Genomic DNA, 18,626 nt, shown 5'->3' with positions numbered 1-18,626 from the left:
ATTTTTTAAAAGTTAAGATTTGCTCCAAGGGCAAAAGTTCTTGGTCTCGGGTAAAAATTGTTATCTATACCTCCGCTGATCTCCGGGTCAAGCCCTTCATAATCGGTCACCGTAAGAACGTTAAGAGCTGAACCATATATTCTTAAAGAAGAACCTTCAAAAACCTCCTGAAGGGTATAACCCAGGGTGATATTATCTAATTTGAAGAAGGATGCATCCTGGATATAATAATCGCTAACCAGATTGTTCTCTGTGGTAGCGACAAACCCAGTGTTGTAATAATCTGTATGCAGGTTTCTCAGGATAGAATTAGCCGTGGCACGGGTTTCGAAAGCTTTACTCGATGCCATGTTGTTGTAGGCATAGTTTCCAAAATTAGCCCTGGTCACTACAGAAAGATCCCAGTTCTTATAGTTAATGTTGGTATTAAGACCCATGATCAGGTCTGCATAAGGATCTTTGTAAAGGTATTTATCCTCGTCGTTAATAAGGTTGTCCCCGTTACGATCTACATAAGCACCTTCGATAGGTCTTCCGCTGTCATCATAAACCTGTTTTAACACCCAGTAGCTAAAAGGAGAATATCCTTCTTTATGTAACTGTATAGTGTTTCCAGTACCACCGCTGATTCCACCTACCTGTACTTCATCTGGTAAGTTAGTGATCTCATTTTCGTTGTAGCTGATGTTGTAACCAATGCTCCAGTTGAAATTTTCCGTTTGTACGGGAATCACATTTAATTCGAATTCCACACCTCTATTCTCCATATCACCGATATTCTTGTCTATCGCGTTAGAGAAATTAGTAAGCGGATCTACGGTCACGAAGCTAATAAGGTCTTCGGTCTGCTTAAGGTATACGTTAACCGATCCGTTAATGCGGTTGTTGAATAATCCGTAATCAAGCCCCAGGTTATAGTTTTTACCAACTTCCCATCTCAGTTCCTCGTTAATGGCTGAAGGACGGTAGGTTTGATAAAATTGGTTCCCGAACTGGTAATTCGCGTCAGAGCGGCTACCCGTATAGTTGGTTAGAAATCCATAATCTCCAAGTCCGTTCACGTTACCAATCTCACCGTAACCCAATCTTAGTTTCAATTGGTTTACCAGGGAAGAACCTCTTAAAAAGTTCTCGTTATTAATGTTCCAGGCCAGCGCGAATGAAGGGAAGTATCCCCATTGGTCGTCCGGGTTAAGCTTAGAAGAGGCGTCGGCTCTTAAGGTAGCGGTAACCAGGTAGCGGTTATCGAAGTTATAGTTTAACCTACCAAAATAAGATAGAAGCACGCTTCTGTTCCTGTCTATAAACTCAGCCTGCAGGTTATCTTCGGCAGCTTCACTGTCGTAGCTATAGCTGTAGTTTTCGAAGCTCTGGTAGGAGTAACCGGCAACCGCATTTACAGAATGCAGGTCGAAGTCGTTATCATAAGTAAGGTAAGCATCGAAAAGCTTATTGGTGAATTCGTTACTATAAGAAGTATATGCTCCATTCCAGTCAAGGTCTGCTGAAGGCATCTGCTCTGAAGTGAACACCCTACCATTACTGTTAGACTTATCCAGACCGGCATTTACCGTGGCAGTTAATTCTGGTAAAAAGAATAGATCGTAATCTACCTTAGCATTACCTATAAAACGTCTTACTTCTGAAGTATCATCCTTGAACTGCAACAGGGCTACCGGGTTGGTAGGAGCAAGGTTTATCTGCACATTATCTGCATTAAGCCAGGTGAAATAACCTCCAAAAGGTGAGTTTTCATCAAAGATCGGCTGGGTAGGATCAAAGTCTACTGAAGACCCGATCGCATCCCTGTTAGCAAAAGTATTTTCAGTATACATGCCTCTTCCGTTAAGTTCTACCCTAAGGTCATTTTCCAGGAAGTTAGGGCGTAAGTTCACAGAAGCCGTGGTTCTGGTAAAATTATCACCTCTTAAGATACCATCCTGGTCTGTATAACCTAAAGATGCACGTACGGGCATAAAATCTCCAACTCTACCAGTGGCGCTGAAGTTATGTTCAGAACCAAAACTAGTATTGTAGATCTGTTTTTGCCAGTCTGTATTTGCATCTCCAAGCCTGGCTAAATCGTTTTCGTTACCGATATCGTTTATAAGTGATCTGAATTGATCACCATCCATCACATCCACATATTCGGTAGGAGTATAGACAGTTGTAGAGCTCGAAAGGTTGAACTTGAACTCATTTCCTTTTCCTTTTTTAGTGGTGATCATGATCACCCCGTTAGCAGCTCGCGAACCATAAATTGCGGTTGAAGATGCATCCTTAAGGATGGTCATGCTTTCAATATCGTTAGGGTTAATGAAATCAAGCGGGTTTCTTGATCCTCCAACATTATCATCAGAATTTGCCAGCGGGATACCATCTACTACGATCAAAGGTGAACTGGTTAGGGAAAGAGATCCCTGTCCTCTAATATTGATGGTTTCTCCTTCACCAGGAGCTCCACCTCCGGAGGTTACGCTAACCCCGGGTACTTTTCCCGTAATAAGCTGACCTGCCGTTTGAATAGGTCCCTTGTTGAAATCCTCGGTACTAACCTGTTGAACGGCGCCGGTAGCATCTTTCTTATCTACAGATCCATACCCTATCACCAGGACTTCTTCAAGTGCAGAAGAATCTTCCTCCAGCTGAACATTGATTGTGGACTGGCCTGTGTAGGTAATTTCCTGGTTGGCGAATCCTAAAAAGGAGAAGGTTAATACATCACCTTCTGAAATATTATCGATGGTATAATTACCATCAAAATCTGTTGTGGTACCATTAGAGGTACCCTGAACAATGACATTTGCACCTGGAATCGGCAGATCTGTGCCTGCTTCGGTCACAGTACCGCTAACGGTGTTTTGGGCAAAAAAGCTCATTGGCAGCAGTAATAGCAGATACAATGTGCTTTTAAATAAAGTTCTCATAAATTTTCTATTGGTTTTTACTAAGATTTAACCTTATATTTTTACTTCCTCGAGGTTAAATGTATGTAAATTGTTTCCCAATATTCGGCGAAATCCCGCCAGCACTGCGACGAAAACGTTTTCGTGTTGAAAACTTTTTGTAGTTGCGACATCAATAACATAAATATGGTAAATTTGATGGATTCAAAATTTGAGCTACCCTAAATACAGAATATCGGAACTAAATGAAGCCAAAACTTACCCTAAAAAAGATTGCGAAAGAATTAGATGTTTCCATATCTACTGTTTCAAAAGCACTGCGCGATAGTCCCGAAATTGGGGAGGAAACCCGCGAAAAGATCAAGGCTTTTGCCAAACACTACAATTACAAACCCAATAATATTGCCCTTAGCCTTAAGAACCGGAAGACCAAGACCATAGGGATCATTATCCCGGAGATCGTACATCACTTTTTTACCACCGTTATTAGTGGTGTAGAAAAGGTTGCTAATGAAATGGGCTATAATGTACTGGTGTGTCTTTCAGATAACTCCTTCGATAAAGAAGTACTGAACATGGAAATGCTGGCCAACGGGAGTACAGATGGATTCATTTTGTCCCTGGCAAAAGAAACCATGCAAAAGGAGGATTACCATCATTTGCTGGAAGCGATCAACCAGGGAATGCCGCTTGTGCTTTTCGATAGGGTGATAGACCAGATCGCCTGTGATAAGGTGATCATAGATGATGTGACCGGTGCGAAAAAAGCCGTGCAATACCTAGTAGACCTTGGCTGTAAAAATATCGCCCTGATTTCTACTGTAGACTACGTAAGTGTTGGGAAACTCAGGACCAAGGGTTACAGAGAAACCCTTGAGGAAAATAATATCCCGGTGAACGAGGATCTTATTTTAAAGATCGAGGAGATGGAAGACTCAGAAACCGAGATCAAGGATTTCCTAAAGAATAAGGAGATCGACGGTATTTTCGCGGTGAACGAACATTTCGCCATTTCGGCCATTAAAAGTATACAGGAGCAGGGCAAAAAAGTACCAGAAGATGTATCTGTAATTGGTTTTACAGATGGGGAGCTGTCCAAACGTTTTATCCCGAGTTTGACCACGGTAAGCCAGCACGGAATGAGGATAGGAGAAGAGTCGGCGCGTCTGCTCATCGAGAAACTGGAAAGAACCCCTACAGAAGAAGATTATTATAAAACGATCATAGTAGAAACAGGCCTGGTAGTGAGAAACTCAACTAAATCAAAGAAATAGACGGTTCATTTTAAAAAAATTTTATATTTGCCCCAGTTAAAATTTATCAGAACTTATATTTTTACTTCCTACCTGTTTTAAGTTTTGATAAGTCTTAGTGCTTATCGTGATCATTAAAATTTACGATATGCGTAAACGTACCTTAAGCTTTTGGGAGATCTGGAACATGAGTTTTGGATTCCTGGGGATCCAGTTCGGGTTCGCCCTTCAGAATGCTAATACTTCAAGAATCTTTGAAACCCTTGGTGCAAGCGTCGAGGAGATCCCTATTTTATGGATCGCGGCTCCTGTAACAGGTCTGGTCGTGCAGCCAATTATTGGTTATTTCAGCGATCGTACCTGGACCAGACTGGGAAGAAGAAGACCTTATTTTCTCATTGGAGCCATCCTGTCTTCCATAGCCTTATTCATTATGCCTAATTCACCCACTTTATGGGTGGCTGCGGGTACTCTATGGATCATGGATGCCTCTATCAATATTTCTATGGAACCTTTCAGGGCCTTCGTGGGGGATAACTTGCCAGACCGGCAGCGTACCCTGGGATTTGCCATGCAAAGTTTTTTCATTGGAGTAGGAGCTGTAGTGGGATCCTTATTACCTTATATGTTCACCAATTGGTTCGGTATAAGCAATACCGCGCCTGAAGGCGTGATCCCAGATTCTGTAAAGTGGTCTTTCTATGTAGGGGGCGTGGTCTTTTTCCTGGCAGTATTATGGACGGTGATCCGGTCCCGGGAATATTCACCTGAAGAACTGGAGGCCTTCGAAAAGGAGAAGCTTAAGAACAAACCTGAAAGAGTTGAGGTTGTAGACAAGTCTAAAAATATCAGGAACCAGTTCATTGCCGGTGCAGTGATGGCTGCGGTAGGAGTTATCGTTTCTTTCCTGATCTATGAAAACGGACTTACCAAGGAACTTTATATTCTCTTTGTAGGCCTTATCGTGGCCGGACTGCTATTCATGATCGTTTCTTCCCTTCGAAAGAAGGAGGTGCGTAACGGCTTTACCGTTATAATCACAGATATGATGAACATGCCCCCGGCGATGAAGCAATTGGCCTGGGTGCAATTCTTTTCCTGGTTCGCCCTTTTTTCTATGTGGATCTATACCACTCCGGCAGTGACCGGGCATGTATTTGGTACCAATGATACCACTTCAGAATTATATAACGATGCGGCAGACTGGGTTACGGTAATGTTCACCGTTTATAACGGGGTTGCCGCGGCGGTAGCTTTCCTGTTGCCTGTAATAGCAAGAAGGACCAGTAATAAGGTAACGCATTTACTTGCCTTAACCATGGGTGGTCTGGGTCTTATCTCGGTCTATTTCCTTGGAGATAAAGTAGGATTACTCCTGGCGATGGTTGGCGTTGGTGTGGCCTGGGCAAGTATATTGTCCATTCCTTACGCCATGCTTTCCGGAGCCTTGCCTTCAGCAAAAATGGGTTACTATATGGGAGTTTTTAACTTCTTTATCGTGATCCCACAAATCGTGGCCGCTACTATCCTCGGGTTTCTGGTAAAGGAACTATTTAATGGAGAACCTATCTACGCTTTGATCGTGGGAGGTTGTTCCATGATCTTATCGGGACTTTTAACTTTAAGAGTTCAAACAAACAAAAGAATAAATATAGATGAGCAATCATAAAGCATTCATATTCGACCTTGACGGTGTAATTGTAGATACGGCGAAATTTCATTTTCTGGCCTGGAGAAAACTGGCCAATGATCTTGGGTTCGATTTTACTGAAGAGCAGAATGAGCAGTTAAAAGGAGTAAGCAGAGTAGATTCTTTAAAAAAGATCCTCGAATGGGGAAATATGGAGCTTTCTGAAGAGGAGTTTCAAAGGCAGATGGCCATGAAAAATGAAAATTACTTATCTTATGTGGATAAGATGGATGCCAGCGAGATCCTTCCGGGAGTAGAAAAGATACTGGATTACCTTACAGAACAACAGGTGCCTTACGCCCTGGGTTCGGCCAGTAAGAATGCCCGCCCTATCTTAAAAAAAATAGATCTGTACCACAGGTTCGATGCCATAGTTGATGGGACAGATGTGAGCAAAGCCAAGCCCGATCCTGAGGTTTTCCTGATCGCGGCAGATAAGCTTAACGCACAACCAAAGGAGTGCGTAGTGTTTGAAGATTCGGTAGCCGGAGTACAGGCGGCCAATATCGGAAAAATGACCAGTGTTGGAATTGGAGAGAAAAATGTGCTTGGTGAAGCAGATTATGTTTTTCCAGATTTCACTGAAATAGATTTAAAGTTTATAGACAAATTATTGAATAACGAGAAGTAATGAATCAAGATTATATTAAACCTGATGCGTGGTCGATCATAGAAGAAGAGTTTGACCCGGGACGAGTAAAATCTTCTGAAAGTTTATTCAGTATTGGTAACGGGGCCATGGGGCAGCGTGCCAATTTTGAGGAACACTATTCGGGGCCCAGTTTCCAGGGAAGTTATATTGGAGGAGTGTTTTACCCAGACAAGACCAAAGTGGGCTGGTGGAAGAACGGTTATCCAGAATATTTCGCAAAAGTGCTTAATGCACCAAACTGGATTGGTATTAATATTTATGTGAATGGCGAAGCTCTGGACCTCCATACCTGCACCAAGGTGGATAATTTCAGAAGGGAGCTTAATATGAAAGAAGGTTTCCTGGCCAGGTCTTTTGAAGCTAAAATGCCAAATGGAATTGAGGTTGAGGTAAAGGCGATTCGTTTTCTTTCTATAGTGCAGGATGAACTGGGAGCCATCAAGTTCGAGGTGACTCCTATGAATCAGGATGCGCAGATAAAATTTGATCCTTACCTGGATGCGGGGATCACTAATACAGACGCGAACTGGGAAGAAAGGTTCTGGAAGACCTTGGAAGTAAAAGCCGATAAGGGACGCGGCTATGTGGTTTCTAAAACCCTGAAAACCGAATTCCATGTAGGAACTTATATGCAGTCTGAGATCTTTAAATCTGGTGAAAAACTGCAACTATCTCCTGAAGTTGCAACCACAGACGATAAAATTACCTTCTCTTACGTGCTTGATGCCAAAAAAGGTGAGACAGCCGGAATTGTGAAATACGCCGGGTATGTAACCGATATGAATCATAAACGTTCAGACCTTGTACAGGCAGCTTCGATGGTACTGGATAGGGCGGTGAAAAAAGGTTTTGATCAGCTTAAGCAGGAACAAAAAGACGCCTGGGCGGCTATCTGGGAGATGGCAGATATTACTATTTCTGGAGATGTAAAGGCACAGCAGGGAATCAGGTTCAATATTTTCCAGCTTAACCAGACCTATCTTGGTAAGGACGAAAGGCTGAACATAGGGCCTAAAGGATTTACCGGTGAGAAATACGGAGGTAGTACTTACTGGGATACTGAGGCTTACTGTATTCCCTTCTATATGGCGACCAAAGACCAGAACGTCGCGAGGAAGCTACTTACCTATAGATATAACCATTTGGAAAAGGCCAAGGAGAATGCTGCCAAATTAGGATTTTCTAATGGAGCAGCCCTGTATCCTATGGTGACCATGAACGGAGAGGAAAGCCATAACGAATGGGAGATCACTTTTGAGGAGATTCACAGGAATGGAGCCATGGTATTTGCCATATATAATTATGTAAGGTTTACCGGAGACTTCAGCTATATCCCGGAGAAAGGCCTGGAAGTTATGATCGCTATTGCCAGGTTCTGGCATCAGCGCGCTAACTTCAGTAAGGCAAAGAACAAATATGTCATCCTTGGGGTTACCGGGCCTAACGAATATGAAAATAACGTAAACAATAACTGGTATACTAACTATATCGCCAAGTGGTGCATTGAGTATTGCCTTGAAATGATAGACAAGGTAAAGGATGCTTACCAGGAGGATTATACCCGTGTGATGGGCTTGACCTCACTTAATGAGGGAGAGATGTCTGACTGGAGAGAGGTAGCCGAAGGCATGTACTTCCCACATTCTGAAGAGCACGGAGTATACCTGCAGCAGGACGGATTCCTGGATAAGGAGATCATACCGGTTTCCCAGCTGGACAAAAAGCAACGCCCTATCAACCAGAAATGGAGCTGGGACAGGATCCTTAGATCTTGTTATATCAAGCAGGCAGATGTGCTGCAGGGATTCTATTTCTTTGCAGATCATTTCAGCAAGGAGGAGCTTAAGAAACATTTCGATTTCTACGAGCCACTAACGGTTCATGAGTCTTCTCTTTCTCCTTGTGTTCACAGCATACAGGCTGCTTTGCTAGGTAGAATGGAGCAGGCTTACCAATTTTACCTGAGAACTTCCAGGCTGGATCTGGACGATTATAATAAAGAGGTAGAAGAAGGTTGCCATATTACCAGTATGGCCGGTACCTGGATGAGTATCGTAGAAGGTTTCGGCGGAATGAGGGTTGAGAACGACCAGCTTTCGTTCAAGCCGCAGATCCCGGAACAATGGAAGGCCTACTCTTTTAAAGTAAATTTCCGTGACAGGATACTTAAGGTGAATGTATCTGCAGATAAGACTGAGTTCTCTATGGAAGGCAGTGACTCCCTGGAGATCCTGGTAAATGGTAAAGCGGTTGAAGTGTTACCAGATTCAACAGTAAGCGCCTAAATAGTATGGGCTTTCTGATCTTTCAGAAAGCCCTTTTTTTGTAAAAGACCTCAAATGAAAAAAATATTTTTCCTTTTAATTTTTCTGCTTGGTTTGAATGCTTTTTCTCAAATAGAACGGGTGGAACCACCTAATTGGTGGGTGGGATTCGAAGAACCGGGGCTTCAGCTCATGGTTTATGGCAAGGACATTAGTAAAGCTGTACCTGCCCTGGATTATGAAGGAGTAAGCATAGTGAAAACTCATAAAGCCGATTCCCCCAATTATTTATTCATAAACCTGCATATCTCGGCAAATGTAAAACCAGGTACTTTCAAACTCAATTTTGAGATGCCTGATGGATCTACTGAAACTTATGACTATGAATTAAAAAAACGATCAAAGCCAGCGGAAGAATATGTAGGTTTTGATAATACTGATGCGATCTACCTGATCACTCCAGATCGTTTCGCAAATGGAGATACCTCCAACGATATAGATGAAAGCCTGAACGAAAAGACCATTAACCGTGAGGATCATTATGCCCGCCACGGGGGTGATATTAAAGGTATCATAGATCACCTGGATTATATAGATGAAATGGGTTTTACCGCCATCTGGTCTTCTCCCTTGCTCATTAACGACATGAAAAATCAATCCTATCACGGGTATGCCATGACCGATTTTTACAGGGTAGACCCTAGGTTCGGAACCCTGGAAGAGTATAAGGAACTGGCCGATAAAGCCGGTGAAAGGAATATAAAAATTATCATGGACCAGGTAGCCAATCACATTGGGCTGGAACACTGGTGGATGGAGGACCTTCCATTTAGCGACTGGATCAACTACCAGCAGCGCTACGAGAATGGGGAGAAAATGATCTTTTCGAACCATAAAAGAACCACTAATCAAGATCTTTATGCTTCAGAATACGACAAAAAGAGGATGAGCGATGGCTGGTTCGTAGATACGATGCCAGATCTTAATCAGCGCAATCCCTTTATGGCTAGATACCTTATCCAGAATAGCATCTGGTGGATTGAGACCCTTGGCCTTGGCGGGATTCGCCAGGACACCTATCCTTATCCCAACAAGACTTTTATGAGCGACTGGGCCGGGGCGATCATGAAGGAATATCCTAAATTCAATATCGTTGGCGAGGAGTGGAGTTACAATCCCTTGCTTATTAGATACTGGCAGGATGGAGTGGAAAATGGTTATGATTCTAACCAGAAAAGCACCATGGATTTTGCCCTGCAGGCCAAGATCGTGGAAGGGCTCAATGAAGATGAAGGCTGGGAAAAAGGCCTGCATAAATTGTACGAGGGCCTTTCAAATGATTTCTCCTACGAATCTCCCGAGAATATTCTGATCTTCCCGGATAACCACGATATGAGCAGGATCTACACTCAGCTTAAGGAGGATATTCCTAATACGAAAATGGCGATCAGCTATATATCGGTTTTGCCGAGGATACTTCAGATCTACTACGGAACTGCGATCTTAATGGATGATTCTGAAAAGCCAGGAGACCATGGCCTGATTCGTACAGATTTCCCTGGAGGCTGGAAAGATTCGAAGGTGAATGCCTTTACCGGGGAAGGACTTTCCGTGGAACAGAAGGATATGCAGAAATTCATGAAAAACATCCTGAACTACCGTAAAAATTCTGAAGCTATAAAGCGAGGCAAAACCATTCATTTTGCCCCGGAAGATGGAGTTTATCTTACTTCCAGGATCTCGGGCGATGAAAAGGTCGTGCTTATCCTGAACAAAAATGAAAAGCTTTTTGACCTTCATCTTAAAAGATTCGAGGAACTGGACCTAAAAGGCACTACAATGAAGAATCTTATTTCCGGAGAAAAAATAGAGTGGAAAGATAAAATACGACTACCCGAGAGAGGTCCATATTTCTTCACCACTAAAATGAATTAAAAACTTAGATAACCTAAATAAATACAAATGAAAAAGATTGCCCTGATTTTAATGCTGATCAGTTTTCTGGTCTCCTGTAAAAATGAACCTAAAAATGACCCGGAACAGGAAACTAAAAAAGATAGTTTAAGCCTGGCCCCGGTGAGCAATGAAATGCTCGAATCTGCCGTGATCTACGAGGCAAATATCAGGCAGTATTCGCCTGAAGGTAGCTTTGATGCTTTTACCAAGGATATTCCACAGCTTAAGGAACTTGGAGTGAAGGTGATCTGGTTAATGCCTATGTACCCTATTTCTGAAAAGAACCGTAAAGCGACCGGGGACAAGGATGTGGAAGATATTAAGGATCCCGAGGAAAGAAAGAAGTATTTAGGAAGCTATTATTCCATTTCAGATTACTCTGCGGTGAATCCGGAGCATGGGAATATGGAAGATTTCGATGAGCTGGTACAAACCGCCCACGAGAATGGGATGTATGTGATCCTTGATTGGGTGGCCAACCATACGGGCTGGGACCATGAATGGATCACCGAGCACCCGGAATACTATACCAAGGATAAGAATGGCGAGATCACAGATCCTATTAACGACGAAACGGGGGAGCCGTGGGGCTGGACAGATGTTGCCGATCTTAATTTCGACAACCAGGAGATGCGCCAGAAAATGATAGAAGAAATGCTTTTCTGGGTTAAGGAGCATGACGTAGATGGTTTCAGGGCAGATGCCGCACACTCGGTACCAACAGATTTCTGGGAAACCGCTGCCTCCGAAATTAGAAAGGAAAAGCCTGTATTCATGCTGGCTGAAGCCGATAATCCGAAAGACCTTTTTCACAATGCTTTCGAAATGGGGTACAACTGGGAAGGTCATCACTTAATGAACAGCATTGCCAAAGGTGAAAAGAATGCGAAAGACTGGGATGATTATATGAAGAAGATCGATACCAGCTTTCAGGATGATGATTACCTGATGAATTTTGTGACCAACCATGATGAGAATTCCTGGGCCGGTACGGTAAGAGAGCGAATGGGAGAGGCTTCAGAAGCCATGCTTGCACTTACCTATACCCTGCCGGGGATGCCACTGATTTACAGCGGGCAGGAATACGATTTGGATAAGAGGTTATTGTTCTTCGAAAAAGATACCATCCCAAAAACCAAGGGCAAGGTATACCCGCTTTTAGAAAAACTGGGTAGGCTAAAAAATTCAAATCCAGCATTGCATGGCGGTAAGAAGGCTGCCACATATACTGATGTAAAGACTTCAGCTGAAGAAAAGGTTCTTGCCTTTAAAAGAGAGAAGAATGGACAGGCACTATATTATATCGCCAACATGACGAATCAACCTGTTTCATTTAAGGTGGAAGCAGAAGGAGATTTTAAAGATTATATGAACGATTCCAACTTTTCTATTTACAAAGATCAGCAGGTGCAGTTTAAGCCCTGGGAGTATAAAATTTTGATAAATAATTAATTAAAGTCATAAATATTTGCAAAAAGCCACTTTATAGTGGCTTTTTTTATTAGTTATTAACCGAAAACGTTTTAGTTTTTTCCGAAATTAGGTTAATGATTTTAAAGGGGTTAGTTTTGAAGTAAATGGGTGAAAAAATAAGAAACATTGCGGTTCTAACTTCCGGGGGAGATGCCCCGGGAATGAATGCTGCAATAAGAGCAGTCGTACGTGCATGTTCTTTCTATAAATTAGACTGCACCGGCGTATATAGGGGGTATCAGGGGCTTATTGAAGCCGACTTCGAAAAACTCGATGCCCGTTCTGTAAGGAATATCATTAATAAGGGAGGAACCTTCCTTAAATCAACGCGTTCAGAAGAGTTCAAAACCAAGGAAGGCCGTAAAAAAGCTTTTGATAATCTTAAGGCGAACAATGTGGACGCCCTTATTGTTATTGGGGGCGACGGAACCTTTACCGGTGGCCAGTTATTCAGCCAGGAATTCAATTTTCCTATTGTGGGGATCCCGGCGACTATAGATAACGACATCAATGGAACCGATTATACTCTTGGATATGATACTGCTTTGAATACCGTTGTGGAAGCCATAGATAAGATTCGCGATACGGCCAGTTCTCATAACCGGCTTTTTCTTATCGAGGTGATGGGGCGCGATGCCGGAGATATTGCTTTAAACAGCGGTATAGGGGCTGGAGCCGAAGAGATCCTTATCCCTGAAGAGAATCTTGGCGCAGAACGACTGATTGATTCCCTGCGAAAGAGTAAGAAATCTGGAAAGACCTCCAGTATCATTGTAGTAGCCGAAGGCGAGAAAAGCGGAAAGAATATTTTCGAACTTGCCAGCTATATCGAGGAAAACCTTGACGAATACGAAATAAGAGTTTCGGTTCTAGGGCATATCCAGCGTGGTGGTTCACCTAGCTGTTTTGACCGCGTCCTGGCCAGTAAACTGGGAGTAGGTGCTGTAGAGGCCCTAATGGACAATAAGACCGAGATTATGGTAGGCATTCACCACCAGAAAGTGGTACATGTAGACCTGGTTACCGCCATTAAAGGCGAAGCCAAAATAGATAAAGAATTGCGAAGGGTGGCAGACATCACTTCGGTATAATTAAAAACCAAAGAAATGAGTACAAAAATTGGAATTAACGGATTTGGGCGAATTGGAAGAATTGCTTTTCGAATTGCTGCTCAAAATGAGAATGTTGAAGTTGTAGCTATAAACGATCTTTTAGACGTAGATCACCTGGCATATTTATTAAAGTACGATTCTGTACACGGGAAATATAATGGTACCGTTGAAGTTAAGGATGGAAACCTTTTCGTGGACGGGAAGAAGATCCGAGTAACTTCAGAAAAGAATCCGGCCGACCTTAAATGGAAGGATGTTGAAGCTGAGGTAGTACTGGACTGTACCGGGATCTTTACAGATAAGGACAATGCAAAGGCACATTTAGATGCAGGAGCCAGAAAAGTTGTTATATCTGCACCGTCTAAAACAGCTCCTATGTTCGTAATGGGAGTGAACCACCAGGATGTAAAGGCAGACGATCATATCGTTTCTAATGCCTCATGTACTACCAACTGTCTTGCGCCGCTAGCCAAAGTGATCGACGATGAGTTTGGACTTGTAGAAGGGCTTATGACCACTGTTCATGCCTCAACTTCTACACAATTCACCGTGGATTCTCCATCTAAGAAGAACTTTAGACTGGGAAGAAGTGCAATGGCTAACATTATCCCTAGTTCAACCGGGGCTGCCGTAGCGGTAACCAAGGTAATTCCTTCTCTTAAGGGAAAACTTACCGGGATGGCTTTCCGTGTTCCAACTACAGATGTATCTGTGGTAGATCTTACAGTTCGTACAGAGAAGGCTACTTCTTACGATGAGATCAAGGCTGCTTTCAAAAAAGCTTCTGAAGGTTCACTTAAAGGAGTGATCTCTTATACTGAAGAAGAAGTGGTAAGCCAGGATTTTGTTTCAGATGCTCACACCTGTAATTTCGATGCTGGTGCCGGGATCGCACTGAACGATAATTTCTTCAAGCTAATTGCATGGTACGATAACGAGTACGGATACTCCGCGAAGCTTATCGACCTTGCTGCTCACGTAGCTTCTCTATAATATTTTTAAGTCTGAAATAAACCGGGTATCACGAGATTAAATTGTAAATTTATTCGACTGAACCGGGTTTATTTCAGGTTTTATTTAATCAAAGACAAATGATTTTAATCGCTGATGGAGGTTCCACCAAATGTGACTGGATACTTCTGAATAATGAAGGAGAACAGGTTTTCAAGACCAGGACCAAAGGATTGAATCCTGCTGTGTTCAAAGAACCGGTCTTGGAAGAGAGACTGGCAGAAAACCCTGAACTTGCCGAGGTGAAGTCTAAAGTGGAAAAGATCCATTTTTATGGCGCCGGTTGCGGAACTCCTACTCCCAGAGAATTATTAAAAAGCATTATCGCCAATTACTTTACCAATGCTGATGAGGTACTGGTAATGGAAGATATGGTGGCAGCAGTGTATGCGGCTACTACCGAGCCAGGGATCGTCTGCATCCTTGGTACAGGTTCTAATTCCTGCTATTTCGACGGGAAGGATATCCACCAGGCCGTAGATTCTCTTGGCTATATCTTAATGGATGAAGCCAGTGGGAATTACTTCGGAAAAAGACTTATCCGCGATTATTATTATAAGCGTATGCCTCCAGAGGTGGCCCAGAAGTTCGAGGAGAAGTTCGACCTGGATTCAGATACCATTAAAATGAACCTTTACAGGAAGGAAAATCCTAATACCTACCTGGCTCATTTTGCTGAATTCATCTTCACCAACGAGCGTAATGGCTATTTTTACAAGCTACTGCATGAAGGCCTTACCGATTTTGTGCATTCAAGGGTGCTTTCTTATCCTGAGGTAACTTCGGTACCCGTGCATTTTATTGGTACCATAGCTTTCTTTAGCGAAGATATTATCCGCTCGGTTTTACAGCCTTACGGGATAGAATTAGGAAATATCGTAAGGAGACCGATCGATGCTTTGATCGAATATTACCGACAGAATATTATCAAGGTTTCCTAAATACTCATTTTACAGGAATAATTTAAAGCCACGCATCTGCGTGGCTTTTTTATTTACCTTAAGAAAAATTTCAGTTTAAATTAAGATTTAAACTTACAAACCTTTGAAAATCAAAAAAATATGTTAATTTAATAGGCTCTACGATCATCACATGTACGCTGCTTCAAAAATATTAAAACTTCATAGCGCTGAAATAATGCAGAACTGGGAGGCTCAGGTAAAAAAAGAGATCCCGGCTTCTAATATTTCCAGCAACAAGGCCCTTCGCAACAGGTTGCCGGAGGTGCTGAATGATATAGCAGAGATGTTCAGCGAGTACAACGAACTGCTTGAAATAGAAAAGCACGAGAAATACGGCAAGATCATCAAAAGTAGTTTTGATCACGGCAGAAATCGTGCGATTTCAACACACTATACCCTTAAGCAAATCCTCAAAGAATACGTGATCTTTCACAAGGTGCTTACTGAGACCCTAGAGAATAATAATGTGTACTCCAAGGAAGTAGGAATTACCCTTAAATATACCCTGGAGACCGCAATGCTTACTTCTGCAAGTTCCTTTAGTGATTCCTTGCAGGAGATGAGGGAAAAGCTGATCGGTACTTTGGCCCATGATATTCGAAATCCTATTTCCACGGCCTATTTTGTGCTGGATGTGATAAATGCCAGTGACGATAAGGCGAGGCTGGAAAACCTTAAAAAAATTGGGCTGCGCAGCCTGAAAAAATCCCTTGATCTGGTAGATGGGCTTCTGGACGCCATTAGTGTGAAAGCAGGTGAGGGTATCACCCTTAATTTTTCTGAAATTGATCTGGTAAAGGAAATAAATTGGGTTTACCAGGAAGCTACCGAGATCTTTAATAATAAGGTCACTTTCGATTGTAATTGCGAGGAGGTTATAGGTGTTTTTGATCCTACAGCAATTCGCAGGGTGGTAGAAAACCTGGTCACCAATGCCGTGAAATATAGTGCTCGGAATTCAGTTATTACTATGAAAATGGAATGTATAGATGATGAGGTAACCATTAAAGTGCATAATATCGGGAAACCTATAGATAAGGACAGTCAGTCACAGATATTCGAATTTCTTAACCGCGGGGTTAGATCTAATTCTACCGACCTGGAAGGTTGGGGGATGGGTCTTACCCTGGTGAAAAGTGTGGCCATGGCTCATGGAGGTAATGTAGACCTGGAAAGTTCTGAAGAAAATGGCACCACCTTTTGCATCAGTCTGAAGACAAATTTCAACAAACCCGGTAAGGTCCGAACCGAATTGAATTTTTCAGAAAATTGAAAGATCCTTATTAAATAATAGAACGAGAATAGAAAATAATCATCTTAATCCTTCCAAATCCCTGCCTTTGGATAATCTAGAAATTTATGCTTGTAAAAGTATATGGCAGTGCTGTGTTTGGTGTGGAAGCTACCACCATTACCGTTGAAGTAAATATAGCCTCGGGAATAGGCTACCACCTGGTTGGTCTTCCCGATAATGCCGTAAAAGAATCCAGTTATCGTATTGCCGCGGCCTTACAGAACAATAATTATAAACTTCCTGGGAAAAAGATCATAATAAATATGGCACCGGCAGATCTACGTAAGGAAGGTTCTGCCTACGATCTTACCTTTGCCCTGGGTATTCTATCTGCCTCGAAACAAATAAAGGCCGAGGATATTTCTAGCTATATCATCATGGGAGAACTATCCCTGGATGGCAGTCTCCAACCCATCAAAGGAGCTCTTCCTATTGCTATACAGGCAAGAAAAGAAGGCTTCAAAGGTTTTATACTTCCCGTCCAGAATGCCAGGGAAGCTGCCATAGTTTCCGGGCTGGAGGTTTATGGGGTTGAGAATATCACCCAGGTCATCGATTTCTTTGATAAAGGTAAACCACTCGAAAGGACAGAGATCAATACTCGTGAGACCTTTTACAATAATCTGAACGAAATTGAACACGATTTCGCCGATGTTAAAGGCCAGGAATCGATCAAGCGTTGTATGGAGATAGCCGCGGCCGGTGGTCATAATATCATCCTTATTGGGCCACCGGGTGCCGGGAAGAACATGCTGGCCAAGCGCCTGCCAACCATTCTGCCACCAATGACCTTGCAGGAGGCTCTCGAAACCACAAAGATCCATAGTGTTGCAGGTAGGATAAAAGATAATATTGGTTTAATGTCGCAAAGGCCTTTCCGCAGTCCTCATCATACCATTTCAGACGTAGCCCTTGTCGGCGGCGGGGCTTATCCTCAACCAGGAGAGATCTCACTTTCGCATAACGGGGTGCTGTTCCTGGATGAGCTGCCAGAATTCAAAAGAGGAGTGCTGGAGGTCATGCGGCAGCCACTCGAAGATCGCGAGGTGACCATCTCCAGGGCGAAATTTACGGTCACTTATCCTTCCAGTTTTATGCTTGTTGCCAGTATGAATCCCAGTCCCGGTGGATATTTTAATGATCCCGGCGCGCCGGTGACTTCTTCAGCTTCAGAAATGAACCGGTACCTCAGCAAAATAAGCGGACCTCTTCTGGACAGGATCGATATCCATATCGAGGTGACCCCGGTTCCCTTTGAAAAATTGAGTGAAGAAAGGAGGGGAGAAAGTAGTGTTAAGATCAGGGAGCGCGTGATCAGGGCCAGGGACCTGCAATCGCAAAGGTTTAAGGAGCTGACGCATATTCATTACAACGCCCAGATGGGGCCACGACAGATCCGTGAATTCTGTGTGCTGGATGATGTTTCCAAAACTCTCCTGAAAACGGCAATGGAGCGACTAAGCCTTTCCGCCAGGGCCTACGACCGAATCTTAAAGGTAGCCAGGAGTATCGCAGACCTGCAAGGCAGTGAGCTAATTCGGCCAGATCATATTAGTGAAGCTATCCAGTATCGAAGCCTGGATCGTGAGGGCTGGTTAGCATAAGTAAATTCTTTACTGAAAAATGAAATATAGAGCGATGCTTCCGAATAGGAGTATAAAGCCAGAAAATATTTTGACCTTTTGTCGATATTGAGGAGTGTACCAATTTCCATAACCTTTTAGGGGATTATAGAACATGCCAGTGAAGTAAATTGCGGCAAAACCAACGATATAAAGAAGAATCAGAGTAATCATTTTTATATCTGTTTACTTTAAATTTACTAAAATCCAATAATACATGAAATCGATTTTAATAGTTTTTTTGAATGGTTGAATCACTAAAACTTCAATAGATTAATGGCAAAATGCCTCTAATTTTTACCGGGGTAAGACCAAATGTATACTGAATATCTTGAGGTTTAATTAACTAAACCTTTCTACCTTTTTTATATTTTTGGAAAGACCGTAAAACCAATCTACGATTTCCGAAAAAGTTCGGGAAGCGACAACCT

12 protein-coding genes are annotated in these 18,626 nt (G+C 42.7%); 11 read left to right on the top strand and 1 reads right to left on the bottom strand.

Going from position 1 to position 18,626, the window contains the following annotated elements; translation table 11 throughout:
• Positions 1-5 precede the first annotated feature (5 nt).
• Positions 6-2,927 (bottom strand): SusC/RagA family TonB-linked outer membrane protein, encoded by a 2,922-nt coding sequence (locus tag FLP08_RS01185; protein ID WP_238388426.1) that lies wholly within the window; start codon positions 2,925-2,927, stop codon positions 6-8.
• Positions 2,928-3,151: 224 nt separating this feature from the next.
• On the opposite strand from FLP08_RS01185, the gene FLP08_RS01180 reads away from it, so the two are divergent.
• The 11 genes from FLP08_RS01180 to FLP08_RS01130 all read left to right on the top strand — a co-directional run bounded on the left by FLP08_RS01180 (position 3,152) and on the right by FLP08_RS01130 (position 18,177).
• Positions 3,152-4,180: a LacI family DNA-binding transcriptional regulator gene (locus tag FLP08_RS01180; RefSeq protein WP_156273206.1), complete on the top strand. Its 1,029-nt coding sequence runs from the start codon at positions 3,152-3,154 to the stop codon at positions 4,178-4,180.
• 127 nt (positions 4,181-4,307) lie between these two features.
• Positions 4,308-5,828, top strand: a complete 1,521-nt coding sequence (locus FLP08_RS01175; RefSeq protein WP_156273204.1) for an MFS transporter — start codon at positions 4,308-4,310, stop codon at positions 5,826-5,828.
• Entirely contained in the window at positions 5,815-6,480 is a 666-nt protein-coding gene (gene pgmB / locus FLP08_RS01170; RefSeq protein ID WP_156273202.1) for a beta-phosphoglucomutase, read from the top strand. Before FLP08_RS01175 ends, pgmB begins: the two co-directional genes overlap by 14 nt.
• Positions 6,480-8,786, top strand: a complete 2,307-nt coding sequence (locus tag FLP08_RS01165) for a glycoside hydrolase family 65 protein (protein WP_156273200.1) — start codon at positions 6,480-6,482, stop codon at positions 8,784-8,786. The genes pgmB and FLP08_RS01165 overlap by 1 nt, the downstream gene beginning before the upstream one ends.
• A 54-nt stretch (positions 8,787-8,840) precedes the next feature.
• Positions 8,841-10,700: a glycoside hydrolase family 13 protein gene (locus tag FLP08_RS01160; protein ID WP_156273198.1), complete on the top strand. Its 1,860-nt coding sequence runs from the start codon at positions 8,841-8,843 to the stop codon at positions 10,698-10,700.
• Between the two features lie 27 nt (positions 10,701-10,727).
• Positions 10,728-12,173 (top strand): alpha-amylase family glycosyl hydrolase, encoded by a 1,446-nt coding sequence (locus FLP08_RS01155; RefSeq protein WP_156273196.1) that lies wholly within the window; start codon positions 10,728-10,730, stop codon positions 12,171-12,173.
• Between the two features lie 125 nt (positions 12,174-12,298).
• The gene (gene pfkA / locus FLP08_RS01150; protein ID WP_156273194.1) at positions 12,299-13,285 is read left to right on the top strand and encodes a 6-phosphofructokinase; all 987 of its coding nucleotides are present in this window, start codon (positions 12,299-12,301) and stop codon (positions 13,283-13,285) included.
• Positions 13,286-13,300: 15 nt separating this feature from the next.
• Positions 13,301-14,299, top strand: a complete 999-nt coding sequence (gene gap, locus FLP08_RS01145) for a type I glyceraldehyde-3-phosphate dehydrogenase (RefSeq protein ID WP_156273192.1) — start codon at positions 13,301-13,303, stop codon at positions 14,297-14,299.
• A gap of 98 nt (positions 14,300-14,397) precedes the next feature.
• Positions 14,398-15,258: a BadF/BadG/BcrA/BcrD ATPase family protein gene (locus FLP08_RS01140; RefSeq protein WP_156273190.1), complete on the top strand. Its 861-nt coding sequence runs from the start codon at positions 14,398-14,400 to the stop codon at positions 15,256-15,258.
• Between the two features lie 196 nt (positions 15,259-15,454).
• A complete protein-coding gene (locus FLP08_RS01135) occupies positions 15,455-16,552 on the top strand; it encodes a sensor histidine kinase (protein WP_162430871.1) in 1,098 nt (365 codons plus the stop codon).
• Positions 16,553-16,638: 86 nt separating this feature from the next.
• Positions 16,639-18,177: a YifB family Mg chelatase-like AAA ATPase gene (locus tag FLP08_RS01130; protein WP_156273186.1), complete on the top strand. Its 1,539-nt coding sequence runs from the start codon at positions 16,639-16,641 to the stop codon at positions 18,175-18,177.
• Positions 18,178-18,626 lie beyond the last annotated feature (449 nt).

This window comes from Christiangramia aestuarii (genome assembly GCF_009735585.1).
Lineage (GTDB): Bacteria > Bacteroidota > Bacteroidia > Flavobacteriales > Flavobacteriaceae > Christiangramia > Christiangramia aestuarii.
Note: the sequence above shows the minus strand (reverse complement) of the source record. Positions and strands in the feature narration are given on the sequence as shown.